This is a genomic window from Vagococcus hydrophili (assembly GCF_011304195.1).
In the GTDB taxonomy this organism is placed as follows: domain Bacteria; phylum Bacillota; class Bacilli; order Lactobacillales; family Vagococcaceae; genus Vagococcus; species Vagococcus hydrophili.
Genome location: NZ_CP049887.1, coordinates 2,061,443 through 2,087,533, shown reverse-complemented (window position 1 = coordinate 2,087,533; position 26,091 = coordinate 2,061,443). Strand labels below are relative to the sequence as shown.

General features: G+C 35.1%; 25 protein-coding genes. 4 read left to right on the top strand and 21 right to left on the bottom strand.

Annotated elements, in window-relative coordinates; genetic code table 11:
- Positions 1-70 precede the first annotated feature (70 nt).
- From G7082_RS10235 to G7082_RS10140, 20 genes are all read right to left on the bottom strand, one after another.
- Positions 71-385: a sortase domain-containing protein gene (locus G7082_RS10235; RefSeq protein WP_166034991.1), complete on the bottom strand. Its 315-nt coding sequence runs from the start codon at positions 383-385 to the stop codon at positions 71-73.
- A gap of 206 nt (positions 386-591) precedes the next feature.
- Positions 592-756 carry a hypothetical protein gene (locus G7082_RS10230; protein ID WP_166034990.1) on the bottom strand — a complete coding sequence of 55 codons (165 nt, stop codon included), beginning with the start codon at positions 754-756 and terminating at the stop codon, positions 592-594.
- A 400-nt stretch (positions 757-1,156) separates the two neighbouring features.
- Entirely contained in the window at positions 1,157-2,401 is a 1,245-nt protein-coding gene (gene purD, locus G7082_RS10225; protein WP_166034989.1) for a phosphoribosylamine--glycine ligase, read from the bottom strand.
- 13 nt (positions 2,402-2,414) lie between these two features.
- On the bottom strand, positions 2,415-3,956 hold the full coding sequence (purH, locus tag G7082_RS10220) for a bifunctional phosphoribosylaminoimidazolecarboxamide formyltransferase/IMP cyclohydrolase (protein ID WP_166034988.1): 1,542 nt from the start codon (positions 3,954-3,956) through the stop codon (positions 2,415-2,417).
- A 2-nt stretch (positions 3,957-3,958) separates the two neighbouring features.
- Positions 3,959-4,528 (bottom strand): phosphoribosylglycinamide formyltransferase, encoded by a 570-nt coding sequence (gene purN / locus G7082_RS10215; RefSeq protein WP_166034987.1) that lies wholly within the window; start codon positions 4,526-4,528, stop codon positions 3,959-3,961.
- Complete coding sequence (gene purM / locus G7082_RS10210; RefSeq protein WP_166034986.1) at positions 4,525-5,571, bottom strand: phosphoribosylformylglycinamidine cyclo-ligase; 1,047 nt, start codon at positions 5,569-5,571, stop codon at positions 4,525-4,527. Before purM ends, purN begins: the two co-directional genes overlap by 4 nt.
- A gap of 12 nt (positions 5,572-5,583) precedes the next feature.
- Positions 5,584-6,996, bottom strand: a complete 1,413-nt coding sequence (gene purF / locus G7082_RS10205; RefSeq protein ID WP_166034985.1) for an amidophosphoribosyltransferase — start codon at positions 6,994-6,996, stop codon at positions 5,584-5,586.
- Positions 6,981-9,203, bottom strand: a complete 2,223-nt coding sequence (gene purL, locus G7082_RS10200) for a phosphoribosylformylglycinamidine synthase subunit PurL (protein ID WP_166034984.1) — start codon at positions 9,201-9,203, stop codon at positions 6,981-6,983. The genes purF and purL overlap by 16 nt, the downstream gene beginning before the upstream one ends.
- Positions 9,203-9,883 carry a phosphoribosylformylglycinamidine synthase subunit PurQ gene (purQ, locus tag G7082_RS10195; RefSeq protein WP_166034983.1) on the bottom strand — a complete coding sequence of 227 codons (681 nt, stop codon included), beginning with the start codon at positions 9,881-9,883 and terminating at the stop codon, positions 9,203-9,205. Before purQ ends, purL begins: the two co-directional genes overlap by 1 nt.
- Entirely contained in the window at positions 9,884-10,135 is a 252-nt protein-coding gene (gene purS / locus G7082_RS10190; RefSeq protein ID WP_166034982.1) for a phosphoribosylformylglycinamidine synthase subunit PurS, read from the bottom strand.
- Positions 10,136-10,137: 2 nt separating this feature from the next.
- Positions 10,138-10,851 (bottom strand): phosphoribosylaminoimidazolesuccinocarboxamide synthase, encoded by a 714-nt coding sequence (purC, locus tag G7082_RS10185; protein WP_166034981.1) that lies wholly within the window; start codon positions 10,849-10,851, stop codon positions 10,138-10,140.
- A 269-nt stretch (positions 10,852-11,120) separates the two neighbouring features.
- Positions 11,121-11,351 (bottom strand): hypothetical protein, encoded by a 231-nt coding sequence (locus G7082_RS10180; RefSeq protein WP_166034980.1) that lies wholly within the window; start codon positions 11,349-11,351, stop codon positions 11,121-11,123.
- 42 nt (positions 11,352-11,393) lie between these two features.
- Entirely contained in the window at positions 11,394-13,283 is a 1,890-nt protein-coding gene (locus tag G7082_RS10175) for an amidase family protein (protein WP_166034979.1), read from the bottom strand.
- A gap of 316 nt (positions 13,284-13,599) precedes the next feature.
- Complete coding sequence (purB, locus tag G7082_RS10170; protein WP_166034978.1) at positions 13,600-14,895, bottom strand: adenylosuccinate lyase; 1,296 nt, start codon at positions 14,893-14,895, stop codon at positions 13,600-13,602.
- A gap of 13 nt (positions 14,896-14,908) precedes the next feature.
- Positions 14,909-16,030 carry a 5-(carboxyamino)imidazole ribonucleotide synthase gene (gene purK / locus G7082_RS10165; RefSeq protein WP_202983098.1) on the bottom strand — a complete coding sequence of 374 codons (1,122 nt, stop codon included), beginning with the start codon at positions 16,028-16,030 and terminating at the stop codon, positions 14,909-14,911.
- Positions 16,023-16,508: a 5-(carboxyamino)imidazole ribonucleotide mutase gene (gene purE / locus G7082_RS10160; RefSeq protein ID WP_420825010.1), complete on the bottom strand. Its 486-nt coding sequence runs from the start codon at positions 16,506-16,508 to the stop codon at positions 16,023-16,025. Before purE ends, purK begins: the two co-directional genes overlap by 8 nt.
- An 88-nt stretch (positions 16,509-16,596) precedes the next feature.
- Positions 16,597-17,991, bottom strand: coding sequence for a gluconokinase (locus G7082_RS10155; RefSeq protein ID WP_166034976.1), 1,395 nt, complete (start codon positions 17,989-17,991; stop codon positions 16,597-16,599).
- Between the two features lie 250 nt (positions 17,992-18,241).
- The gene (locus tag G7082_RS10150; RefSeq protein ID WP_166034975.1) at positions 18,242-18,589 is read right to left on the bottom strand and encodes a DMT family transporter; all 348 of its coding nucleotides are present in this window, start codon (positions 18,587-18,589) and stop codon (positions 18,242-18,244) included.
- Positions 18,582-18,944: an EamA family transporter gene (locus tag G7082_RS10145; protein ID WP_166034974.1), complete on the bottom strand. Its 363-nt coding sequence runs from the start codon at positions 18,942-18,944 to the stop codon at positions 18,582-18,584. The genes G7082_RS10150 and G7082_RS10145 overlap by 8 nt, the downstream gene beginning before the upstream one ends.
- The gene (locus G7082_RS10140) at positions 18,934-19,920 is read right to left on the bottom strand and encodes an alpha/beta hydrolase (protein WP_166034973.1); all 987 of its coding nucleotides are present in this window, start codon (positions 19,918-19,920) and stop codon (positions 18,934-18,936) included. Before G7082_RS10140 ends, G7082_RS10145 begins: the two co-directional genes overlap by 11 nt.
- Before the next feature lie 181 nt (positions 19,921-20,101).
- On the opposite strand from G7082_RS10140, the gene G7082_RS10135 reads away from it, so the two are divergent.
- From G7082_RS10135 to G7082_RS10120, 4 genes are all read left to right on the top strand, one after another.
- Positions 20,102-20,350, top strand: coding sequence for a hypothetical protein (locus G7082_RS10135; protein ID WP_166034972.1), 249 nt, complete (start codon positions 20,102-20,104; stop codon positions 20,348-20,350).
- 121 nt (positions 20,351-20,471) lie between these two features.
- The gene (locus G7082_RS10130) at positions 20,472-21,167 is read left to right on the top strand and encodes a response regulator transcription factor (RefSeq protein ID WP_166034971.1); all 696 of its coding nucleotides are present in this window, start codon (positions 20,472-20,474) and stop codon (positions 21,165-21,167) included.
- 4 nt (positions 21,168-21,171) lie between these two features.
- Positions 21,172-22,311 (top strand): sensor histidine kinase, encoded by a 1,140-nt coding sequence (locus G7082_RS10125; RefSeq protein WP_166034970.1) that lies wholly within the window; start codon positions 21,172-21,174, stop codon positions 22,309-22,311.
- A gap of 58 nt (positions 22,312-22,369) precedes the next feature.
- On the top strand, positions 22,370-22,852 hold the full coding sequence (locus G7082_RS10120) for a hypothetical protein (protein WP_166034969.1): 483 nt from the start codon (positions 22,370-22,372) through the stop codon (positions 22,850-22,852).
- Positions 22,853-22,891: 39 nt separating this feature from the next.
- On the opposite strand, the gene G7082_RS10115 is transcribed toward G7082_RS10120, so the two are convergent.
- The gene (locus G7082_RS10115; RefSeq protein WP_166034968.1) at positions 22,892-25,930 is read right to left on the bottom strand and encodes an ATP-binding protein; all 3,039 of its coding nucleotides are present in this window, start codon (positions 25,928-25,930) and stop codon (positions 22,892-22,894) included.
- Between the last annotated feature and the right edge of the window lie 161 nt (positions 25,931-26,091).

Here is a 26,091-nt window from a genome sequence, read left to right as displayed (position 1 = left end):
ATTAATGCCCTATCTAAAAGACCTCCAAGGTTTTAATTTGAAGGCCCTTTACATAATGCATTAAAGCGTTCTAATTAGCGAAAACTATTAAATTCGTGCTATCATCAATACACGTTTGAAGAGCAACTGCTTCTCCATTATTTGATCCTGTAATTAAATCCCACGTATCTTCTCCTGTTGCGATATCTATGCCTGAGTCATTGACGGTCCAGATACGTGCCACGTGATAACTTTTAGCCTGATTTGCTCCGTCGGTAATAACTATTTCTTCGCCTAGTGACAAGTGAAACAATACTGAAAACACGCCTGGATTATGAGCGATGAAATGTGTACTCAAGCCATCATTTCCACTTTGAGTGGCAGCTCCTCCCCATGTTGAGGCCATGTTTGAGTCACCCTACTTGCTTCAGCATTGGTTTCTGAATTAAGCTCACCATCTGATGTTGCGGAATCATTATTAAAGGTTGTTTCTGGGCTTTGTTTCTCGTTTGGAGTATTTTTTGCTGTGGTTTTATTTTGAGAGGTTGTTTTTTCTGATAGTTGTTGTTTAGCAGCTGGCTCTTTTATGGTTGGATTTTTTGAAGGTGTGTTTTAGGTAGGTGTGTCTTCTTTTATCTTTGTAATTTGCTCTGTTTTAATCTTTTTAGGTGTTTTCTCTTTTTCTGAGTGTTTCCACGGGGAATTGGCAATTACCACCGGTGCCATAGCAATAATCGGTAAAATTTTTAAGACGCGTTTTATATTTTTTGAAATCAAATAGTTTTCTCCTAACATTTTTTATATTAGGTTAATAGATCAAATCGACAGTCCGATAATAACTTATTTAATTGTCAAACACTGTATTTTAGGGGATTGTTTCATGAGGTATTATCCTTTTGCAACTCTTCTGATGGGCTTTTTGGGGTTAACAAGAGCAGTTGTTCAAAATTAGAGTTAGTCAGGTGACTGTACGTGAGGTTTTATTCATTTAAACGGCTAAATTTTTGATTACTTGTCCCTTCACCACCCTTCTTTCTACTTTAATTAGAACCTCATTTGCATATTTTGTGAAATTATATGCTCAAAACACGCATATTATGTATAAAAACCCTATAAATAGTTCTTAATCGAAAAAATCGTTCCCTAACAGCATAAAACTGATAGAAAACGATGTTTTTTATTTTATGGTTCCAATATCTGTTCGGTAATAAAATTGGTTTAAATTTTGCTTTTCTAACCAGCCGTAAACTTTCCCATGAGCTTCTTCTTGGGTTGCTTCAGACACAGCCACTAAAAAAACACGCCCGCCATTCAAAGCTAACCCTTGTTCTGTTTGAGCAACACCTGAGTAGATAATTTTGATATCTTCCCTATCTTCAAATTCAGGGAGAAGTGTTCCCTTTTCATACTCACCTGGATAACCTTTAGCCGAAACGACGACTCCTAAACTGACACCTTTATTTTTCCACTTAATTTCAGGAACTTCTTGTTTAAGTAACACTTCAATCACTTCACATAAATCAGAGTCTAATCTTTCCAGTAACACTTGGGTTTCTGGATCTCCAAATCTGGCATTATACTCAATAACTTTTGGGCCTTCCTTTGTTAAAATCAAACCAGTATAAAGAATGCCTTCAAAAGAGCGACCTTCTTCTTTCATTCCATTAATTGTTGGTTCAATAATATCTTTAATTACTGTTTGTTGAATGTCTTCAGTCACATAATCCACCGGACTATAAGCACCCATTCCACCAGTATTAGGACCCTTATCCCCGTCAAAGATAGCCTTATGATCTTTGGCTGCCACCATTGGATAAAAACCTGTCTCATTCACGAATGAAAGTAATGAAAATTCTCGTCCGATTAGAAACTCCTCAATCACAACACGAGATGAAACATCCACTAAGACTTCTTTTAGTACTTGTTGAGCCTCTTCCTTTGTTTCTACAATGGTAACCCCTTTACCAGCTGCAAGACCATCTTCTTTAATGACAATGGGTAATCCTTGTTCCTCTACGTATGACACAGCTTCTTCATAATCAGAAAAACCTTGATACTTAGCTGTAGGTACGTTGTATTTCATCATAATTTTTTTAGCAAATTCTTTTGACCCTTCAATCAAAGCAGCATCTTTACTAGGACCAAAAATTGGGATACCTACAGCTTTAAAATCATCCACAATCCCGTTCATCAAAGGAACTTCTGGACCAACTAACACCCAATCAATTTTTGTTTCTTTCGCAAAAGCAATCAATTCATCATGAGCTTCTTCTGAAATATCCACTAATTGAATGTTGTCTTTCTTCATCCCAGCATTGCCTTTGGCACAAAAAACAGTTTCTACATGTGGGCTTTCAAGTAATTTTTTACATAAAGCATGTTCTCGACCACCACTACCAATGACTAAAATTTTTCGTTTCATCCTTAGGCTCCTTTTAATGTTTGAAATGTCTTACATCAGTAAAAATCATGGTAATTCCATATTTATCTGCCATCTCAATGGACTCTTGATCTTTAATACTACCACCTGGTTGAATAATGGCTTTCACACCACTTTGACCAATTAATTCCACACTATCAGCCATTGGAAAAAAGGCATCACTAGCAAGCACAGCAGTATCTAATTGTTCTTTTGCCTGCTCTAAAGCGATTTTAGTTGATCCCACACGGTTCATTTGCCCTGCTCCGATTCCTAAAGTACGTTCATTATTAGCAATCACAATGGCATTACTTTTCACGTGTTTCACGCATTTATTCGCAAACACTAGCGCTTCTAATTCTGTTTGAGTGGGTTGACGTTTGGTGACAATTTTCCAAGTCGTTTCATCTTCAACTAAAGTATCCATCTCTTGAACAAGTAAACCACCTAGAACAGAGACGTACTCTTTTTCAGAAATATCTTTTTGCTCTCTCATTTCAAGTGCTAGTAAGCGAATATTTTTCTTTTTAGTTAGAATCTCTAAAGCTTCTTCTGAAAAACTTGGAGCAATGATAATTTCTAAGAAAATATTAGCTAGCTTTTCAGCAGTTTTAGCATCCACCTCACGATTTAAAGCAATAATTCCACCAAAAATTGACACTGGATCACTCTCATAGGCATTCATAAATGCTGTATAAATATCTTTTCCATTACCAATACCACAAGGATTCATATGTTTTACCGCAACAGCTGTTGGTGATTTAAACTCACTCATCATACGAAGACAAGCATCAGCGTCTTTAATATTATTGTATGATAATTCTTTCCCGTGTAATTGCTTAGCTGATGCAATAGAGAAGGCTGTCGGAATACTTGAAGCATAAAAGCTGGCCTTTTGATGACTGTTTTCTCCGTAGCGTAGACTTTGTTTTAAATCAAAAGTTAAAGTTAATGATTCTTGCTCGCCTTCTTCAACTTGATTCGTTAAATAATCAGCAATTAACGCATCATAACTAGCTGTATGTCGGAAGGCTTTGGCTGCTAATTTTTTTCTTGTTACAAGGGTTGTATTGCCTGTTTCTGATAATTCAGAAATCACTGTTTCGTAATCAATTGGATCAATAATCACTGTCACGCTCTCACAATTTTTACTGGCACTACGTAACATACTAGGTCCACCAATATCGATATTTTCAATGGCTTCTTCTTCAGTTACATCTCTTTTTTGAATCGTTTCTTTAAAGGGATAGAGGTTAACACAGACTAAATCAATGGGAAGGATGGCGTGTTTTTTCATGGTTTCAACGTGTTCTTCATTACTTCTTTTCCCAAGTAATCCACCATGGATTTTAGGATGTAGTGTTTTTACACGACCGTCTAACATCTCAGGAAAATCAGTCACACTTTCAATTCCAACTGTTTCAATTTGATTGTCAGTTAATGTTTTTTGAGTCCCTCCTGTTGAGATGATTTCAAAATCCAAACTTACTAATTTTTTAGCAAATTCTACAATGCCTGTTTTATCTGAAACACTTAATAGAGCTCTTCTTTTTGTCATGGTTACTTGTTCTCCCTTATGAATTCTTCAATGATTTTCGGGTAATACTCATGTTCTAATTCGTGGATGCTTGTTTCTAAGCTTTCAAGTGTTTCATTTTCAGCTAATTTTAAACTTTTTTGAAAGATGATGGGGCCTGTATCAATCCCTTCATCTACTAAATGAATTGTAATGCCTGTTTCTTTGACCTCTGCTTCATAGGCATCTTGAATTCCTTGTTTTCCAGGAAATAAAGGTAAAAGAGACGGGTGCAGATTAATGATTCGCTTAGGATAAGCTCTTAAAAGGGTGATTCCTAAAATTTTCATGTACCCTGCTAGAACGATCAACTCAATATTTTCTTTTTCAAGTAGAGCGATAATCTGAGCTTCATACTCAGATTTACTCATCTCCTCTGATTTTGGTAAAACATAGTAAGGAATATGATGATTTTTAGCTCTTTCTATAGCGAAAGCATCTTTTTGATCTGAAAATAAACAAACTAATTCACCACTTATCTTTCCTTGTTCGACAACCTCAATGATTCTCTCGAAATTCGAGCCGTTTCCTGAGGCGAAAACAGCAAATCTCATTTTTCTACCTCATTAAACAGGATAGCCTCTTGCTCTTTTTCTACCACTTGACCGATTTCAAAATAGACTTCATTGCGTTCAGCTAACTTAGTTTTCACTTCTGAGACCTTCTCAGGAGAAACAGCTAAAACCATACCAATTCCCATATTAAAAATTTCGTACATTTCAGCTTCTTTTAAATCTCCTTGCTCTTTCATCACTGAAAAAATAGCCGGAATCTCCCATGTGCCTTTATTAATTTCAACCGCTAAGTTTTCAGGTAACATTCTTGGTAAATTTTCAACAAAGCCACCACCTGTTACGTGAGAAATACCGTTAATTAAAGATTCCTTGATTAGCGGTAGGACACTTTCAACATATATTCTAGTTGGCTCAAGTAAGGCTTCACCTAAGGTTTTTCCTCCTAATTCAGGCAACGTATCTGTTAATGAAAAGTCATTATCCTTAAAGAAAATCTTTCTAACTAAAGAATAACCATTTGAATGAATCCCACTTGAAGGCAAACCAATTAAAATATCACCATTTTTGACTTTTTCTGGAGCTAACAACTGACTTTTCTCAGCCACACCAACAGCAAAACCAGCTAAATCATAATCAGCATCAGCATACATATCAGGCATCTCAGCGGTTTCTCCACCAATTAAAGCCATATTACCTTGATGACATCCTTCAGCCACACCAGCCACAATTTGTTCTACTTGTTCAGGGTTCGTTTTCCCAGTTGCCAAATAGTCTAAAAAGTATAAAGGTTCTGCTCCTGCTGCTAAGATATCATTCACACACATTGCCACACAATCAATTCCTATTGTGTCATGCTTGTCTGCTTCGATTGCTAACATTAATTTTGTACCCACTCCGTCTGTCCCAGAGATTAGTACTGGTTCTTTCACATCAAGAGTACTTAAATCAAAAGCACCACCAAAACCACCTAAACCGCCCATAACACCTAAATGTTCTGTTCTTTTCGCATGTTTTTTGATGCGATCCACCACTTCGTAACCCGCTTCTACATTAACTCCTGCTTTTTGATAGGCGTTCTTCATCGATTTGCTCCTTTAGTTAGTTAAATTTTGTTGGTAATCATAAAGTTCCGTTGGATAATCTCCATTAAAATAAGCCATACATAATCCTGAATAAGGAGCGTCTAGGTTAAGACCAATTGAGTTAATTAATCCCTCTTCACTAATAAATTCTAATGAGTCGGCTCCAATTAATTCTTTGATTTCTTCATTTGTGTGACTTGCTGCAATCAGTTCTTTTTTCGTTTGAATATCAATGCCGTAAAAACAAGGATATTTCAAAGGCGGGGCTGAAATTCTAACATGAACTTCTTTGGCTCCCGCATCTTTTAATAACTTCACAATTCGACGACTCGTTGTCCCACGAACGATAGAATCATCAACTAAGATAATTTTTTTCCCTTCAACCACACCACGCACAGCTGACAGTTTCATACGAACGCCTTCTTCACGTAATTCTTGGGTGGGTTGAATGAATGTTCTTGCCACATACTGATTTTTGACAAGCCCCATCTCATAAGGAATGCCACTTTCTTCCGCATAACCACTGGCAGCTGAGAGAGATGAGTTAGGAACACCAATCACCATGTCTGCTTCAACTGGCGCTTCTTTGGCTAAGGTTTTTCCCATTTTTTTACGGGCTGAGTGGACATTGATTCCTTTAATATTTGAATCGGGTCTGGCAAAATAAATGTATTCCATAGAACAAATCGAATATTGTGTTTCTTTCGTGTAGGTTTCAATGGTCATACCAGCGTCATTTATTATAATCACTTCGCCAGGTTCAACGTCGCGAACAAATTCTGCACCTACAGAATCAAGAGCACATGTTTCACTGGCGACAACATACGCCCCACTTTTCATTTGACCAATCGCAAGAGGTCTAAAAGCATTAGGATCAAGTGCCGCATACAACGCATCATCTGTTAAAAGAACGTATGCAAAGCCACCTTTCACTTGATTCAACGCTTCTTTCAAACGATCTTTAAACGTTTCTTTTTCACTTCGTCTAATTAAATGCATTAAAATTTCCGTATCTGAATTCGAATGGAAAATGCCACCTTCTTTTTCTACTTCATGGCGTAATGTTTTGGCATTTGTTAAATTACCGTTATGAGCTAAAGCAAAATCACCATCAAAAAATTTAAACAAGAAAGGTTGGATGTTGTTCACTTCACCAGTTCCAGAAGTAGCATAACGAACATGTCCAATCGAAGCATTTCCTGTTAGTTTTTCTAAGTTTTCTGATTTTCCAAAAACGTCTGTTAAGAGTCCTAAATCACGGTGACCTTTTAATTTTCCTTGATCATTTGAAACAATCCCAGCACCTTCTTGTCCTCTGTGTTGAAGTGAATGAAGACCAAAATAAGTCACTCTTGAAGCTTCAGGATGTCCCCAAATACCAAAAACGCCACACTCTTCATTTAAACTTTTTACTTCATAAGACATGTGATGGCGTCCTCCCAAAGTTCTTTGGCTCTTGTTATCTCCACATTAATCGTTTCTGTCTCAGTTACTAAATTAAATATCGGTTCACTTGTCACTTGCCCAAGTAAAACAGCTTTTTCTCCTAGTAAACCTTCAAATGTCTCTTGATTTTCTGGTTTAATTGATAGCACAAAACGTGATGGTGTTTCAGAAAATAGTAACTGAGCTGTCCTGTTAAATTCGCCAGTAAATCCTAGATTATTTCTAAAACAAGCTTCCATTAAGGCAACCCCTAAGCCACCTTCAGAACAATCGTGAGCACTTTGAAGCTGTCCTTTTTGAATGCTTTCTAATACTAGTGCTTGGTTTTGTTTCTCTTTTTCTAAGTCAAACTCATTCAGAACACCTTCAATTTTTCCTGTTAATAATTTTTGAAGTTCTGAACCGTTAAAGTCTACTTTTGTTTCACCAACTACATAAACCAAATCCTCAGACGCTTTAAAATCTTGGGTTGTCACATGTTTCATGTCTTCTACAAGACCAACCATCCCAATGACTGGTGTTGGATAAACCCCATTATTATTTGTCTCATTGTATAAAGAAACATTTCCTGAAATAACCGGGGTTTCAAGTTCACGACACGCTTTAGCAATGCCGTCTGCTGAGGTGCTTAATTCCCAGAAGCCTTCTGGTTTATCAGGAGAACCGTAATTTAGGCAATCTGTAATCGCTAAAGGACGAGCACCACTAGCCACGATATTTCTTGCTGCTTCGGCTACTGCCATTTGTCCACCAATTTCAGGATTTAAATAAAGGTAGCGACTGTTACAATCCATTGTCATAGCTAAACCTTTGTTTGTTCCTCGCACTCTTAAAACAGCCGCATCACTTCCAGGACCCACAACTGTGTTTGTTCTCACTTGAGAATCATAGGTTTCAAAGATGGCTTTTTTAGAGGCAATTGTTGGTTGTTGTAATAAGTCTAATAATGTTTGTGTTGCATTTGTGAGTTCTGGGTTAAAAGGAGTTAATTCTTTAAACGCTTGAATTCTAGCTGGTTCTTTTTGCTCTTTTTGATACTCAGGCGCTTCTTCTGCTAAAGCATCAACTGGTAAATCTGCCACTTGGATACCTTTATGGAATAATCGGTAATGTTTGTCATCTGTTACTTTCCCAATGTTTACCGCATCTAAACCGTAAGACTCAAACAAATCAACAACTCGTTGTTCTTCTCCCTTTTGAATACATAACAACATTCTTTCTTGAGATTCTGATAACATCATCTCGTAAGGCGTCATATTTGTTTCTCTTTGAGGCACATCATCTAAATAAAGTTCTAAGCCAGAACCCGCTTTTGAAGCCATTTCTGAACTTGACGACACTAAACCAGCCGCTCCCATGTCTTGAATGCCGACTAAAATATCTGAGTGATTTAAAATTAAATCTAAGCAAGCTTCCATTAATAACTTTTCCATGAATGGGTCCCCAACTTGAACTGCTGAGCGTTGTTGTTCCTCCCCTTCAGTAAATTCCTCAGAAGCAAATGTCGCTCCGTGAATTCCGTCACGTCCAGTTTTAGCCCCAACGTACATAATCGTGTTACCAGTTCCTTTGGCTTGCCCTTTTTGGATATCTTTATGTTCTATTAAACCAACACACATGGCGTTGACTAAAGGATTCCCCTCATAACAAGGATCAAAACCAATCTCGCCACCCACAGTTGGAATTCCAATACAGTTACCATAGCCACCAATTCCAGCCACAACTTGTTCTAATAAATATTTTGTTCGGTTATTATCTAGTTCACCAAAGCGTAATGAATTTAGCATAGCAACAGGTCTTGCTCCCATACTAAAAATGTCACGAATAATTCCGCCCACACCTGTGGCTGCTCCTTCATAAGGCTCAACAGCTGAGGGATGGTTATGACTTTCTGCTTTGAAAACAACCGCTAAATCATCACCAATATCAACAATCCCTGCACCTTCTCCAGGTCCTTGTAACACGTGTTTGCCAGAAGTTGGGAATTTTCTCAAGACAGGTTTACTATTTTTGTAAGAACAATGTTCGCTCCACATCACTGAAAAAAGTCCTGTTTCAGTATAATTAGGTAAGCGACCTAAAATCTTTTCGCTAATTAATTGATACTCTTCATCAGTTAAACCCCACTCTTGATAAATTTTTTGATCTCTCACTTCTTCTGGTGTCAGTTCATGAATTTTTAACATTAATTTTGACTCACCTTTCTTAGATAATCAACCATTGAGGCAAATAACTTACGCCCTGAATCGCTGCCTAATAATTCTTCCATAGCACGTTCTGGATGGGGCATCATGCCTAAAACATTTCCCGCTTTATTAGTAATTCCTGCAATATTTTCTAAACTTCCATTTGGATTATTTCCTTCATAGGTAAAAATAATTTGATTGTTCTTCTTTAATTCTGCCAATGTTTCTTCATCACAGTAGTAATTTCCTTCTCCGTGAGCAATCGGTAAAGCCAATAATTCATCTTTCTCATATTGAGAAGTAAATAAACTTTGATTGTTAGAAACCTTAACACTTTGCGTTTGACAGACAAATTTAAGGGAATCATTTTTAAGTAAAACACCTGGTAACAGTCCTGCTTCTGTTAAAATTTGGAATCCGTTACACGTTCCAAACACAGGTTTACCCGCTTTAGCAAATTTTGCTACTTCATCCATCACTGATGAAAAACGAGCAATCGCTCCACATCTTAAATAGTCCCCATAAGAAAAGCCACCAGGAATTAAAATTGCGTCAAATTCTGATAAATCTGTTTGTGTGTGACGTATGTATTCGACTTCTTCCTTGATAATATCTTTAATGGCTAAATATAAATCAATATCACAGTTTGAACCTGGAAAAACCAGTACCCCAAATTTCATTTATTTTGCCTCCAGTACTTGGACACGGAAGCTTTCCATATTGATATTGGCTAATAATTGATCACTAATTTTTTCAGCCGTTTCGATGGCTTCTTGTTCTGTCTCTGCCAACACATCAAAATCAAAGAATTTTCCTAGTTTTAAATCAGAAATATTTTCATAACCTAAACGAGTAATAGCACCTTCAATCACTTCTGCTTGTGGATCTAATACTGATTCCTTATAACCTACGTACACTCTCATTTTAAACATGTCTATTCTCCTCTTTCTTCTAAGCGATTTAATATTTCTTGATATACGGGAATAATTTCACCTAAGTCTTTACGGTAGATATCTTTATCTAGGGACTGTCCTGTTTTTTGATCCCATAGACGACAAGTATCCGGTGTAATTTCATCAGATAAAATAATCTCGTTAAACGTGTCTTTACCAAACTCTAGTTTAAAATCAACTAAGGTCACATCAATGGATTGGAATAATTCTTGCAATTTTTGATTAATTTCAAGGGCTTGTTTTTTCAGATTAGCAACTTCACTCTCACTTGCAATGTCCAAGTACTTGATATGATCTTCATTAATAAAAGGATCATCTAATTCATCATCTTTGTAATAAAATTCAATAATTGGAAAAGGTAATTTAGTGCCCTCTTTAACGCCTAAACGTTTAGTAAAACTACCTGTCGCAATATTTCTTAAAACAACTTCTAAAGGAATAATCTCAACTTTCTTAACTAATTGTTCCTTATCAGAAATACTTTCTAGCCAATGATTCTTAATTCCTTGCTTAGTTAATTCTGAAAAAATTAGGGAAGTAATTTGATTGTTTAATTCACCTTTACCACGAATCGCATCTTTCTTTTTACCATTTAAAGCAGTTGCCTGATCAAGGTATTCTAAACGCAACACATCCTTATCCTCTGTAGAATGTACGTTTTTAGCTTTACCTTGATATAAAATAGTTGAAACCACGCTTAATTCATCTCCTATTAATGATCATTTTTTTAATCTCAAAACTAAAAGTTCGGTTAATTCACTTTGAGTGTATCAACCTTTAAAATGATAGTCAAATATTTATTAACTTTTACTGATGTTTTTATATTTATAGTTCGTGTTTTAATTAATTATAATTTTTTGCTGATTTTATTAATTTAATCTCAAACAAAAACCGAACAATAGTTATAAAAAAAAGAGTGTTAGACGTTAATTTCGTCTAACACTCACTGATTATCAGTTTTATATTAATTATTCTTTTCTCGTTTTCTTTGATTATCTTCGGCTATCGTTTTCTGCTCACTGGCGATGAATCCCTTATTATCAAACCTTGCAGATAAATTTTCACCTTTGTTAATACCACCAAGTCCTGTATTAATCATTTGTCCCCAACCTTTAACGGGATTTTTTCCTTTAGCACGTAACTTATCGTTTTTGAGTCTTATTTTTTCAGATTTCAATAGTTTCTTGTCTGACATCTTGATCAACTCCTATGCTTTTGCTTAATTATAACACAGAAGTTAATTATCCGTCTTTTTAAACTCTAGTTTAAAGCCGATATAAGCCAAAACAACAATCACACCTAATACACCAAACAAGATTAGAAGCATTGAATTTTCTTCTCCTGTTTGTGGCAATATTTTTTTAGCTTCTGGGAACCATTCTTTCTTATTGGATGAAGAATTCACAGTTCCAACGCCAGTTTTAGAGTTAGTGGTTGAACTATTCGTATTTTGGCTTGATTCCGTGGTGCTTGAACTAGATTCACTCTTACTTGTTGTTTCTGTTGAAGTGCTACTTACTTCACTGGTACTTTCTGTTGAGCTACTCTCTTCAGTTGTGCTTGTACTTGGTTCTGTCTCTGTTTTTTGGTTTTCTAATAACTTAAATTGGTTGTTCTTTTCAAATAAATCACCTAAATCCATCAGTAACTCGTCATTGCCAAAACCAGCATTAAACTGAATCCCTAGTGGTAGACCTTCTTTAGAGACATAGGTCGGCAAACTAATCGCAGGTTCTCCTGTTAAATTAGCTAGTTGTGTATAGGGTGTATAGGTTAATGCCTCTAACCACTGATCATAAATCAATTTTTTTCGATCTTCTGCTGACGCTGTTTCGATGTTTTTCATTTTTTCTAAATTAGCTGGTGTGATGAGAGGATCACCGACTTTTGGCGCTGTTGAAGCGGTTGTTGGCGTTAAATAAATCGGGTACTGTTTATGAAACTCTGCCATAGTCGCTTCTGCTTGATGGTTAAAATCCCATGCTGCATTTATTTCATCTTTAGTGGTCACTTTTCCTGTTTGATAGAGTGCCCAAGTTAAAATATCCACGTCATCAATTGTAATCGGACGTTTTAATATCTGCTTACCTAAATACTCTGCCATGCCACCTGAACCAGCTGCAATAGTATAGTAGTTTTCCATTAATTTGACACCATCAATCTCTGGCTTAGCTTCTTCCACTTGATAGCCTTGAGATTTCAAAAAGGCAACTGCATTTTCTACAGCCGCTACTGCGTCCTTCGTGACTGGTGTGCCCACTGGTGATTCTGTAGAGTAAGCTATTTTCATATCTTTTGATAAAGTTTGCCCTTTAGCTGTTGGGTCATTTTTTAACGTGTTAAATAAAGTTCTTGTATCATTCATGTATTTCGTATTGGCAAAGTGAACGACTTGCCCTTTTGTTGAAGCGCTGTTTCCTTTTAAGACACCTCTTGAGGGTTTTAAGCCTACAATCCCGTTCCATGAAGCTGGAATTCTAATTGAACCCCCTGCATCACTCCCAGAAGCGACAGGATTCATCCCTGAAGCAATACTGGATGCTGCACCACCTGATGAGCCTCCCGCTTGATAATTTGGATTCCACGGGCTTCCAGTAGGTCCATAAAGAGCAGAATCCGTAATATTACGCCATCCCATCTCAGGAAAATTAGTTTGACCAATCACAATAAAGCCAGCATTTTGAAGAGCCTTAACAAAAGAACTTGTCCCACCTGCAATTTGATCTTTTGCAAAGGGAAACCCATTTGAATTTGGCATTCCTTTAATTGTATGTCCCAAGCCCTTAACTAAAATTGGAACACCTAAAAAAGGCTGTCCAGTATCTTGGATTTCTCTGGCTTCTTTTAAAGCTTCCTCTTCTCTTAAGCCGATAACTGCGTTTAGAGCTGGATTTTCTTGATTAACTTTTCGTGTTGCTTGTTTAACTAATTCTTCACTGGTTACTTTTTTACTTCTAACTAGTTCAGCTAATTCCTCTGCTGAGTATTTCGAATAGTCTTTTTCTAAATTTACACTTTGAGTTGTTACTTCTTGCTGATCACTTTTTATTTCCTCAGCAAAGACTGGATTAACTAAAGCAAACAATCCAGTCATTAACCCTAATGTTATTATTTTTTTCATTTTCATCTAAACCACTCCCTTATCCGAGAACTAGTTTAACGAACTATGTGAAATAGTGATAATTCTGCGCTTAAAAATAGTTTTTCTATGTCGACTAAAAATAACAAAGCTTATCAATTCAACATTCCAAAAATACAATTTCGTTTTTTAAATCAAAAAAAGACTGTAACCCAATTTAAAGATTACAGTCCTATATATGAATAATTTTTAATAGTTTTGGTTCAAATAGCAGCTTCACAAATACTAATCAATCCCAAAAGCACGGATTGTTTAGTATTCACTCCAGTTGCTTGGAGCTAAGCGCCTTTTTCACCACTCTGTTTTAAGATAATCCAACTCTTTCGAAAATAACATCGACATTTTTTAAATGATAGTTATAATCAAAAGCGTCGTTGATTTCTTCTGGTGTTAAGACAGAAGTAATTTTTTCATCTTCTTCTAAAAGTGTTCTAAATTGAACTTGATGATCCCAAGCGTAGGCTGTTTTTGGTTGAACCAAATCATAAGAGCCTTCACGAGACATCCCTTTATCAATTAGTTTAAGTAATACACGTTGGCTGTAAATTAAGCCAAATGTTGCATCCATGTTGCGTTTCATATTTTCTGGGAAAACCGTTAGATTTTTAACGATATTTCCGAAACGATTTAACATATAGTTTAAAAGAATCGTTGTATCTGGAATAATGATACGTTCAGCTGATGAATGAGAAATATCTCTTTCATGCCATAAAGCAACATTTTCATAAGCTGTCACCATATGTCCACGAATCACACGAGCTAAACCTGTCATATTTTCAGAACCAATTGGGTTACGTTTATGTGGCATTGCTGATGAACCTTTTTGACCTTTAGCAAAGAATTCTTCCACTTCACGTGTTTCAGATTTTTGTAATCCACGAATTTCTGTGGCAAATTTTTCAATACTTGTGGCGATTAAAGCCATTGATGACAAGTATTCTGCATGTAAATCACGAGGTAAGACTTGTGTTGAGATGTCTTGAGCACGTAGACCTAATTTTTCACAAACATATTCTTCTACAAATGGTGGTGTATTAGCAAATGTTCCAACTGCTCCACTCACTTTACCTGCTTCAACAGCCTTAGCTGCATGGTCAAAACGCTCCACGTTACGTTTCATTTCTGAATACCATAAAGCTAGTTTCAAACCAAAAGTAGTTGGCTCAGCATGAACCCCGTGAGTTCTACCCATCATAACTGTGTATTTATGTTCTTTAGCCTTTTCACCAATAATTTCAGTGAAGTTAGCTAAATCTTTTCTTAAAATGTCATTGGCTTGTTTTAAAAGGTAACCATAAGCCGTATCAACCACGTCTGTACTTGTTAAACCGTAATGAACCCACTTGCGTTCTTCCCCTAAACTTTCAGAGACAGTACGTGTGAAAGCTACCACATCATGTCTTGTTTCAGCTTCAATTTCTAAAATACGATCAACATCAAAACTTGCATTTTCACGAATTTTTACTACGTCCTCTTTAGGAATTTCTCCTAATTCAGCCCAAGCTTCATCTGCTAAGATTTCTACTTCTAACCAAGCTTGATAACGATTGTCGTCTGTCCAAATTTTACCCATTTCTTCTCGTGTATAACGTTCTAACATTGTCTTATCCTCTCTATTTCCAAATATTGGTTTGGTTGATTTCTTCTAATGTTTCATTAAGACTATTTGATAATATCGTAATATGGCCCATTTTTCTACCATCTTTTACTTCTTTTTTTCCATAATAATGAAAATACCACTCAGGTTTTAAATAAATCCACTCTTTAGCCAGATCTGCTTCTTTTCCAAGTAAGTTAACCATCACTGCTGATTCGTGTAAAACAACTTTAGGAAGTGGCCAACCGCAAATCCCTCTAATGTGTAAATCAAACTGACTCACATTACAAGCTTCAATGGAATAATGACCCGAATTATGAGGTCTAGGTGCCATCTCATTAATAATTATACCACCATGTTTCGTCACAAACATCTCTACGGTAATCGTTCCTTTAATTTCAAGGTTCTCAGCTATTTTTTTTGCCATCTCTTTTGCTTGAGACTCACAATCGCCTAAAATATCGGCAGGAATAAGAGAAGTGTGTAGCACGTTGTTTTGATGTCTATTCTCAGCAATTGGGAAAACTTCAAATTGTCCCCGACTGCTACCAGACACAATCACCGAAATTTCTTTTTCAAAGGTTAACCATTTTTCTAACACACACTCACCTAAAGTTAATAAAACTGTTGCTTCTTTGATATCAGCTTCGCTTTTAATAACCACTTGACCTTTTCCATCATAGCCACCTGAACAGGTTTTTAAAACAGAAGGGTAGCCTAACAAATCTAGTGCCTGAATTAATTCTTCTTGACTTGCCACAATGTCATAAGCCGCTGTCGGTAGATTGAGTTTAGTCAAAAAGGCCTTTTCGTGTTTTCTATTTTGGCTAATTTTAAGTAAATCTAAGCCTTGAGGTAATTTGCCTAGTTCCGCACATTTGGCTAAAACATCAGCATCCACATTTTCGAATTCATAGGTCACAACATCTGATTTAGTCACTAATTCTTCAATCGCTTTTGAGTCGTCATAGTTCGCTTGAATGTGCCAATCAGCTACTTGTGAGGCTGGACAATTAGGTGTCGGATCAAGGATTCCAACAACAAAACCCATCTCTTTAGCGCTTAAAGCCATCATTTGACCTAATTGACCACCGCCAATAATGCCTATCGTATCTTGAGGTAAAATCATCTTAGTCAAAATCGGCCTCACTTTCGATTACTAGCTGTTTCAATTCTTCTCGGTAATCTGCTAATTTTCCTTGTAGCTCATCATTGGTGATTGATAATATTTGTGTGGCAAGTAGACCTGCATTCTTAGCCCCAGCTTTACCAATGGCCGTTGTTGCCACAGGTATTCCTCCTGGCATTTGAACAATTGATAATAATGAATCCATTCCTTTTAATGCTTTTGACTCAACGGGAACGCCAATTACTGGTAATGTGGTTTTGGCTGCGACCATTCCTGGTAAATGAGCCGCACCACCTGCTCCAGCAATAATAACTTTAATCCCTCTACCTCTCGCTTTTTCAGAAAAGTCGAACATTACATCTGGTGTCCGATGCGCTGAAACAATCTTTTTTTCATAAGAAATCCCAAAATCATCTAATATCTGACAGGCTTCTTTCATTGTTTCCCAGTCAGAAATACTTCCCATTATAACGGATACATCAATCATTAGCATATGACCCCTTTCATTTCTTTCATTCTAGCAAGGCTGAGGAAACGGGTCAACTAATAAACGAATTTTACTTATATTTTTTATTCTATAGTTCGGTTTTAACTTCATTCAAGAATTTTGCATACTCTTTTTCATATAAAAGATGATTTTCTAGACTTGTAAAAATTCTTTTTTGATCGGAAATAATTGATTTTTTCGGTGGATTCATTAAACAAATCAGGCCAAAACTAGGTTCTGAAAAGACAGATTGAATGCAATTTTTACCAAAAATATCAGCTGCTAAGGTTGATAGATAGGGTGAATCAAAGAAACCACCACTAATTGATAAATCTCTTGTATCCAGCTCAACCAACTCACTAATATAGCGCAAATTAAATATGACTCCTTCGATTAGACTTCTCAACATATCTTCCCGTTGATGATTAATTGACATACCAGAAAAACTACCTGTTGCCTCTCCGTTCCATAAAGGTGCCCGCTCACCAGCAATATAAGGTAAAAACTGAATGCCATTACTACCAATAGGAGACACTTTAAAAATATGCTCTAAATCCTTATAGATTGTTGACTCTTGATAAAACATTTTATTCGCCCATGAAAGAACTTGTCCACCATTATTCGTTGCGCCGCCCACGACCCAATACTCTTTATTTAAGTAATAACAAAAGGTCTTACCTTCATCATCTAGTTCAATTTTTTTCGTTAGTTTTCTAACTGCTCCACTTGTTCCAACAGTTAACGTGCTCGCTGTACCATTGCCTAAATAACTAGCTAAACTCGCCAAACAGCCATCACAAGCTCCTACATAAACTTGGAGCTCTCGAGATAGAAGAAGTTCATCAGCAATGTCTTTTTTGATAGGATAATGAGTATCTGTGTCCACTAATTTGGCTAACTTGCTCTCTTCTAATTTTAGAAAACTTAAAATATCTTCGTCCCATTTCATCTCATGAATATTGAATAACCCAGTAGCCGAGGCAGTGGAGTAATCAATTACCTCTTCACCTGTAAAAGCCTTCATGAGATATTCTTTAAAACCAATCCATTTTTGAGCTTTTTGATAGTCATTTTTTCTACTTAAAACAGCAATTTTAGAAAAAGGCGACATCTCATGAATCGGTGTTCCCGTTTTTTGATAAAATTGATCTGCTAAATCTATTTTTTTAAACTTCTTAACAAAGTCACTCGCTTGGGTGTCTAACCAAATAAACATTTCTTCGTCATAGACGGTTTCCATGACTGGCATGATACTGTGCATGGCGGTACTAAAACTGATTGCATCAATTTCAAAGCCTTTTTGAGTTATTTTTCGAATATTTCTTTTAATTTGTTGTAAAATTTTAGCTGGGTTTTGAAAGACCTTCCCGCTTCCTTCAAACTGTGTTTCAATATTAACATCTATTTTTTCTTCTAAACGATAATTTTCAAATAAGCAAAGTTTTATGTTGGTTGTTCCAATATCTACGGCTAATCGATACATATGTTGAATTCCACCTTTATATAAGTTTCACTTCACTTATTTTAACATTTATTGACTGTTTTCTACAAATAACAAAAAAGAGGCTGCGACATTTTATAAGTACGTCGCAGTCCCTTTTTTACAATCTAAACGGTGTCACAGAAGTAGCTTCTTCAGAAATAAGCCGAAAATCACAAAAATTTGAAAAGCAATTTTCGTGATTTCCTTCTTATTTCTTGAAGCTGAACACTTCTGTCACAACCTCTTAATTTTATTGACTTATGATAACAACGCCAATCATAATCAAACCGACTGACAATAATTTTAAAGGTGTAATCTTTTCTTTGAACGTAAAATAAGAAATAAAGACCGTCCAAACATAAGTTAAGGAAGTCATTGGAAAAGCAATTGAATAATCCAAAAATTTAAATAATACAATATTAGTCGCGGCACTGACAATGTATAGGAAACAGCCAATGAGTAACCACTTGTTAGTAATCGCCTTAACAAACGTTACTTCCGCTAATTCATTCATCCCTTGTTTTAAAGCTAATGCCCCAATACTACCTGAAAGAGTCGTGACAATTAAAATCAGAACAATTTTTAAAATATCAGTCATTGTCTTTACCTCCTTCATAGCCTAAAAGAGCTGATCCACCAATAATAAACAGTGTTCCAATAACTTTCATTGTTGTGATGCCTTCATTTAAAAACATTGCCCCAAAAACTATCGATAAGGCAAAACCAACACTCATCATTGGTTGTAAAATCGAAACATCTCCAAATCTAAAGGAAATCATTAACACGACCATCCCGACTCCCGCCAAAATTAACCCCACAATATACATTAAAATGGCAAATTTTGAATCTGTGGCATCGGCTCCAATTTTCCAGGCTAATTGCCCTAAACTACTCATTGTTGCTGCGAATAAAATCAGCATCATGGCTAGTTTCATATTTTTTTTAGTTTCCATGTCCTTCTCCCTTTGTTAAATTTTCATCTATAAATTCTAGAACTGTTTTAAAATATCTTGTTTCATCATACACCCAAGAACAAAGATGTGGCGCATTTTCCACAATCATCACTTCTTTCACGCTCGTTGTAGCTTCCATGTTTCGATAAACCATTTCGTGAGGAACAAACTTATCAGCCGTTCCGTGGAAGAACAAAATAGGACGCGTATTCTTTTTAAGCTGGTCCACACTAGATGCTTCTTTTAAAGTAAAACCTAATTTAGATTTAGCAAAAAAGTTAGCAAAAAATAAAATTGGGCTTGCTGGTAATTTAAGTGCTGATGACAACAGATACGAAAATTCATTATAAACAGTTGTATAGCCACAATCTGCGACTAGTACTTTTACCTGTTTGGGAAGTTCTTCCCCACTTGTCATCATGACAGTGGCAGCTCCCATCGATCCACCAAAAAGAGTAATCTCAGCTTCTGGATAGTGACTAATAATTTTATCAATCCATGCTTTGACATTTTCCTTTTCAAGCCATCCCATACCGATTTCATTCCCCGTACTTTTACCGTGAGACTGTAAATCAGGTACTAAAACATTAAACCCTACTTCATTAAATACTTTTGCAGGATAAGACATGTCTCTTTTCCCAGAAGATCGGTAACCATGAACGGCAATGATCCATTTATTGCTGTGAGGCATTGCTTTAAATTCTCTAGCACACAACGTTTCATTGTTCCATTTCATAAAAATTTCTTCTGTGGCTTCTTCTTCCCAAAAGCGATGACCTTCTTCATTTTGGCGATCTTCTATTTCTGTGTACACCGTTTTTTCTCGGTTAAAGTTATCCGGATTGAACAAAGCATGCCCTTTTTTTGCAAACCACGTTGAATCCTTATAAAAAGCAACATTCACAAAAAAATGAGCCCCATAAATACAAATACCTATTACGATGATTAAAATAATAGCAATTATCCAAATAAACATTTTCTCATTCCTTATCAAAAAATTTTATTTTGTATATTTATTTTAACATTAAACCTCTCAAATAGCTTTCGTATTTGTTAATCTGATTTAATTTCTCATCGTTTACTAAAAACTAACCTTCATCTAACCTTCTATTTTATATACTAAGAGTGTTACTAAAACTATGAAGGAGGACATTCATATGTCATTAAAAAAATTAGCAGTCGCAGCAGGAATTTTATCAATTATCGGAGTAGGTACACTTGTAAACGCCAGTAGTGTCAATGAACCAGTAGTCAAAGAAGAAGCAGAATCAGTTTCTTCTGTAGCAAGTACTCCAGCGCAAACGGGTGTTGAAGTTAAAGAAGAGGAAAAAACATCAGCAGAAACAATTAAACCTGTCTCTTCTGTTGAACCACAAGTTATTTCTGAAGGAACATCGGCTAAATAAGACGATCTTTTTTTAGAAAAAAAGGGTTAAATCTAGTATGATAGAAGTAGTATAAAAAAAGGCTTTGGCAAAACAAAAAGATGTTTTGTCTTAGCCTTAGTTTTGGTTAGGAGATTAAATCATGAAGTTACTTTTAATTGAAGATGAACACACATTGGCTACTCTTTTGAAAAAAGGGTTAACTAAAAAAGGCTACGCTGTTGATTTAGCTTTTGATGGGGAAGAAGGACTGGAATTTTTTCACGAAAACGACTATGATTTAATCCTTTTAGATTTAAATCTACCAAAAATAAATGGCTTTGCGTTACTTGAAATCATTCGCCAAACAAATCAAGATATCAATATTTTGATTCTCAGTGCCAAATCAGAAACAGATGATGTGGTTAAAGGATTACTTGAAGGAGCTAATGATTACGTCACAAAACCTTTTGATTTCCCTATTCTTGAGGCTAGAATCCAATCACTGTTAAGACGTTCTTTCTATCAGAAACCAGAAATAGCCTCTTTTGATTCTCTGACTCTCAATGTTCATCAAAATGAAGTAAAAATCAAAGATGAACTACTCTCATTAACACTTAAAGAATACAGTATTCTAAGGTACTTAACCCTTCATCAAAACCAAATTACCAGCGCTGAAACTCTAATCGAGCATGTTTGGGATAGTGAGGTTGATTTATTTTCTAACTCTTTAAAATTTCACTTATTCTCACTTAGAAAAAAATTAGGAGAATTTGGAGAAGATACACCTAAAATTGAAACCATTCGTGGTTCAGGTTACCGATTAATTTCTTCAGAATCCATAGACAAAGGAGAATAAGTTATTGAAATTTAAATCTTTAAAAATAAAATTAACCATTTTAATTAGTTTAGTTTTAATTGGGACTGTCGCTCTTTTAACATTTATCACCTTTAAAAATGTGGATAATCGAATACTTCAACCCATTCAAAATTTTGAACTCTCGCAACCCGCAGCTCCTTCTACACCTACTGAAGATTTAAGTGACGTGGCACCCGTTGTGACTAGTCCAGCCGAAGAAATCCAAGGGTTAAATAAAAATTTTCAACTTAGTTACGTTTACTGGATGATTGGTATTGCTTTACTTGGCATTCTTATTTGTTATTATTTGATTCAAAAAAATCTGAAATCACTCTTAACACTAAAAAATAGTGTTCAAGATGTGAATGAGCATCGTTTATCTAGCCGAATAGATTTACCAAATAAAGAGGATGAAGTGGGCCAATTAGCACATGAGTATAACTTAATGCTTGAGCGCTTGGAACAGTCTTTTGCTTATCAAAAAAGTTTTGCTGAAAATGCTGCTCATGAACTAAAAACTCCATTAACAACCATGAAATTAAATTTACAAATTTTAGACTTAGAAGAAAAACCAACTCTGGATGATTATAAAGAGCATCATGATATTTCAAAAAACAGCATTAACCAATTAATCGATATCGTGGATCAACTGCTTTTAGTTTCAAATAATGAACTCTTACAAAACATCGAAGAAATCTCTCTTGACTTACTTATTATGGATTTAGTCACACTAAATGAAACAGATGCGATTGAAAAAAATATTGAGTTAACTCATCAAGGGACACCTGTTAAAATCATCGGTAATAAGGTTCTTTTAACTCAAGCGCTTAACAACATTATTAATAATGGCATTAAGTACACTCCTGCAAATGGTGCAATAAATATCTCTTATTCTAAAACGAAGGAGAACATCATGATAAAAGTAACTGATAACGGAATCGGAATTGATCAAAAAGATATTCCTTTTTTATTCGAACCTTTTTACCGGGTTGATGAATCCAGAACAAGAAGTTTAGGTGGTTCTGGACTTGGGTTATCTCTTACTAAAAAAATCATTGATATGCACCACGGAAAAATCAAGGTAACGAGTACCCTTAATGAAGGCAGCGTCTTTCAAATCATCCTTCCGCTTACTAGTAGATAACTTATAGACATTTTATGAAAAAAGTTATACGATATTTATAAATAAAAGGAGGGATTTTTTGAGAGATTCACTGATAACGATACTTAATTTTCTTGGTGGTTGGATTATTTACACTTTTTCCACCTATCAAGGGGCTATGGAGATAGCTGAACAAAAAAGTATTATTCATAAAATTAAAGATGTCTCAAAATCGTATAAAGACGTATCTCCCTTATATTGGTTCTTCCCTCCTTTAAAAATCCATTTGGAAACGAAACGTTTTAAAGCCATTTTTAAAGAGTTCTCATCTCAAAATGATGATTTTGAGGAAGTATTTACGATTTCTAATAAAGCCACTGCTTGGTTTTATGTTGGGATTGGTAGTTTATTAAACTGTGTGGGAACGACAGACGCTCTTTTAGATTTTCTGAACATTGAACTCAATGATTTTCTTTTTGCACTTTTGTTTATGGTTCTAATGATTCTTTGTTTAGTAAGCATTTTTTACCGAATGAGTGATAAAGCACGGAATAAATTATTTAAAAGATACACCGATAAATAAAAAAAGGATCAATGAGAGTTTTCCCCTCATTGATCTTTTTTAGATTTCACCTTTTAAGACATTAATTTCATAAACATCTTGGTATTTATTTAAATGAATTAAAGCATCTGCCGCGTAAGCCGCTGAGTCTCTTGAAAGCCAGTTTTTCCAATCAGCTAAATCTTGACCTTGTTCTTCCAATTCTTTTGAAACAATTGATTTACCAAACTCAACAATTCCAATATCACGATTATTCCCCATCCGCTCAGCAAATTCTTTCCCTTTATCTAAATAGTATTTCACTTCGTCGTATTCTCTTTCTTTTAAATAAACTAAAGCTAGATACGCATCTAAACGAGGTCTTTTCCAGAACGTATGAAGTTCTTCATAAATCCCACGAGATTTAAGCAGTAATTCTTTCGCTTTTTCGAAATCCCCTTGAGCAAAACAAGCCGCTCCTGCATTTGTATAGAATACAGACAAACTAGATAAGGTGTTTTTTTCAGCACATAGTTCAATGGACTTGATAAACATCTCATAAGCTTCACTGTAATTATTTTCATTGAATCTAATTTCACCTAGATAATTGTAAGCAGCTGCTATATTCACCGCGTATTTCTTAGCAATCTCATCGGTCAGCATAAACGTATTAATCGATTCTTGGATTAATTTTTCAGCGATTAGATTATTTCCACACATGATTTGATATAGCCCTTTTAATCTCAATAAAATCCCAATCGATTGGTGATTATTCTCTTTAATGGATAAATCTAAAGCCAGTTCGATATACCCAATCATTTTCTCTGGTTCATCAATTTGAATGTAATAATAAATCATTTGTTTGTAACCAGCTAAAAGATAGTCATGATCCTTTAAATCTTTTGATTGATTAATGACCTGTTCAATATCCTGAACCCCTTTTTGATACTCACCATATTTAATCAAATAGCGGCCTTCCAAGTATAAAAATTGACGGCTTAATTGTTCAAACACATCATTTCCTTGGTATTGCTCTTTCAAGATATCTAAAGAATTTTGAATTTTATCAAATTGTTTAAAGACCTTCTCTTGGCTAAAGGTTAACTCCTCTTTGAAGGTCCCTTGTGCTTCCACATCAATTGGAAATAACTCATGATAAAAGCCTAAATATTTTTCAAGATACATCAATTTGTATTTCAGTGCCTTCAAATCATCTTTTCCTTTTTTGTAATGGAAAGAGATATTATCATAAAGTAGATTGTCCACACAACTTGTATTAATCTTACTTTCTAGGTAATGAGCAATTTTCTTATGAATAATCCGTTTTTTACCAATCGATTGATTCATATAGATAAATTCTCTTAATTTAATGTGAGTGAAGGTTGTTCCCATCTCACCATTTATATCTAGCTCTTTTAAGATGTTTTTCTTAACGAGGCTTTCAATCATATTGACGATTACCAAACTATCCATTCCTAAAATCTCAACTAAATCATCTAGTAAGGCATAGTCGTAAAAGTAAGAAACAATGTTAACAATTTCTTGCTCGCCTTCATTTAAATATAAAAAGCGATTTTTTAAGGCATCTTTCATTTTAACCGTCATCGTATTAAGATTTGAGTTACTTTGAAGCAGGCTTACATATTCAATTAAGAAGAAGAGATTTCCTTCTGTATGTTGATAAACATTATCCACTAGGTCATCCGTCACATGACGATTATCTAATTTTTTCAAAATAAACTCATTGGTTTCTTGATACGTAAAAGGGCTTAGTTTAACCATCTCAAGCAAAGAACACTGAATTAAATTATTTAAAAAGAAATCTAATTCACTTCGATTAACGTTTCTTGAAGTCATTAAGAAAATGATATTTTTACTCGCTTGCATCATCACATTTGTTAGTAATTCCAAACTATTAGAATCCATCCACTGAATATCTTCCACAAAGATTAACAATTTCTTCTCTTTAGCAATTCGATTAATCGTATCCACTAATACACCGGATAAAACATTCAAGTTAACAGAAGACTCTCTCTCAACTAATTTAGCACCTGCTAAATGAGCCTCAATATTAGGAAACACTTTCGAAATAGCTTCTTCCCAAATTTCTGGATCGATTTGTTGATTGGTTTTGATAATTTTTGATAAACTATCGATGATTTTTTTCCATGGTCTAAAGGAATACTTCTCCTCTACTTGATAGCACTGAGTTTCGATAATTGTCACTTCACTTTGGGCGTTATCTAAAATAACATTGGCTAAGGCGCTCTTTCCTATCCCAGCTTCTCCACTGATGACCATTGAAGCGAAAGGTTGACTATTCTTAAAAGAACTTAACTGTGTTTCGATTTGTCTTAGTTCTTCAAATCGACCATAAAAAAGAGAGTTAAACCGTTGTTTGCCATGATTATTTTGAATATTTAGTCGCTCTAAGGAATCTTCATATATTTTTTTGGTTTGTTTATTAGGTGTAATGCCTAATTCAGTTTTTAAGGTGTTGGAAAGATTGTAGTATGTTTCTACTACCTTGCCATCTCGTTGATTGGATTGATAAAATTTCATGAGTAACTGATAGTTCGACTCATCAAATTCATCGATATGTATTAAGCGGTTAATATTTTTTTCTACATCTTCTAAAAGACCAGCTTCTATGTCTTGCTCAATTTTTTTCAAGCATTCTTGTAAAAATTTCTTCTCGTAAAAACTACGCATCTTAACAACCCAAATCTCAAAACCTTCACAGTCTTTTAAAAAGAATCCTTTTAAAAATTCATCTCGGTATAAAGATAAATTTTCTTGAGTTTGTTTCATAAAATTATCTACGTCAATATCAATATCAACGGTTTCATTTAATACGAGTAGCGCCTTATTGGGAGAACTTATGACCTCGACACCTAACATTTTATTTGCCTGATAAATAGCATTTCTTAAATTCTTTTTAGCATTTTGATCGCTTTTATCTGGCCAAAGAAGTCCAGCAACTTCATCTCGACTTGCAGATTTAGTTACTAATAGGTAATAAAGCAAAGCATCTATTTTAGAAAAAGAAAATAGGATAGCTTCATTATTTAATCTTATTTCAGGATGTCCAAACATTTTGCAGCTTAAGCGGTTAGACAAGATTGTTTCCTCCTAACTAGTCATTCATTATAAACAGTCATACATAATATCTATTAAAACATTTACAAAATCCATTATACCTTTTTTTAGTGATAAAATAAACAAACTGTCTACAAAGAATCGCTATTTACGGATTAAATTAATGATTTTTTTGTGAAAGA

Coding starts and splice junctions, on each gene's coding strand:
- purH (WP_166034988.1), bottom strand. CDS start 3,956: ATGACAAAAAGAAGAGCTCTATTAAGTGTTTCAGATAAAACAGGCATT.
- purB (WP_166034978.1), bottom strand. CDS start 14,895: ATGTTAGAACGTTATACACGAGAAGAAATGGGTAAAATTTGGACAGAC.
- purQ (WP_166034983.1), bottom strand. CDS start 9,883: ATGAAATTTGGGGTACTGGTTTTTCCAGGTTCAAACTGTGATATTGAT.
- G7082_RS10155 (WP_166034976.1), bottom strand. CDS start 17,991: ATGTATCGATTAGCCGTAGATATTGGAACAACCAACATAAAACTTTGC.
- purF (WP_166034985.1), bottom strand. CDS start 6,996: ATGTCTTATGAAGTAAAAAGTTTAAATGAAGAGTGTGGCGTTTTTGGT.
- G7082_RS10150 (WP_166034975.1), bottom strand. CDS start 18,589: ATGACTGATATTTTAAAAATTGTTCTGATTTTAATTGTCACGACTCTT.
- purS (WP_166034982.1), bottom strand. CDS start 10,135: ATGTTTAAAATGAGAGTGTACGTAGGTTATAAGGAATCAGTATTAGAT.
- purL (WP_166034984.1), bottom strand. CDS start 9,203: ATGTTAAAAATTCATGAACTGACACCAGAAGAAGTGAGAGATCAAAAA.
- G7082_RS10180 (WP_166034980.1), bottom strand. CDS start 11,351: ATGTCAGACAAGAAACTATTGAAATCTGAAAAAATAAGACTCAAAAAC.
- G7082_RS10175 (WP_166034979.1), bottom strand. CDS start 13,283: ATGAAAATGAAAAAAATAATAACATTAGGGTTAATGACTGGATTGTTT.
- G7082_RS10235 (WP_166034991.1), bottom strand. CDS start 385: ATGGCCTCAACATGGGGAGGAGCTGCCACTCAAAGTGGAAATGATGGC.
- purE (WP_420825010.1), bottom strand. CDS start 16,508: ATGATTGATGTATCCGTTATAATGGGAAGTATTTCTGACTGGGAAACA.
- purD (WP_166034989.1), bottom strand. CDS start 2,401: ATGAAACGAAAAATTTTAGTCATTGGTAGTGGTGGTCGAGAACATGCT.
- G7082_RS10130 (WP_166034971.1), top strand. CDS start 20,472: ATGAAGTTACTTTTAATTGAAGATGAACACACATTGGCTACTCTTTTG.
- purM (WP_166034986.1), bottom strand. CDS start 5,571: ATGAAGAACGCCTATCAAAAAGCAGGAGTTAATGTAGAAGCGGGTTAC.
- purN (WP_166034987.1), bottom strand. CDS start 4,528: ATGAGATTTGCTGTTTTCGCCTCAGGAAACGGCTCGAATTTCGAGAGA.
- G7082_RS10145 (WP_166034974.1), bottom strand. CDS start 18,944: ATGGAAACTAAAAAAAATATGAAACTAGCCATGATGCTGATTTTATTC.
- G7082_RS10135 (WP_166034972.1), top strand. CDS start 20,102: ATGTCATTAAAAAAATTAGCAGTCGCAGCAGGAATTTTATCAATTATC.
- G7082_RS10140 (WP_166034973.1), bottom strand. CDS start 19,920: ATGTTTATTTGGATAATTGCTATTATTTTAATCATCGTAATAGGTATT.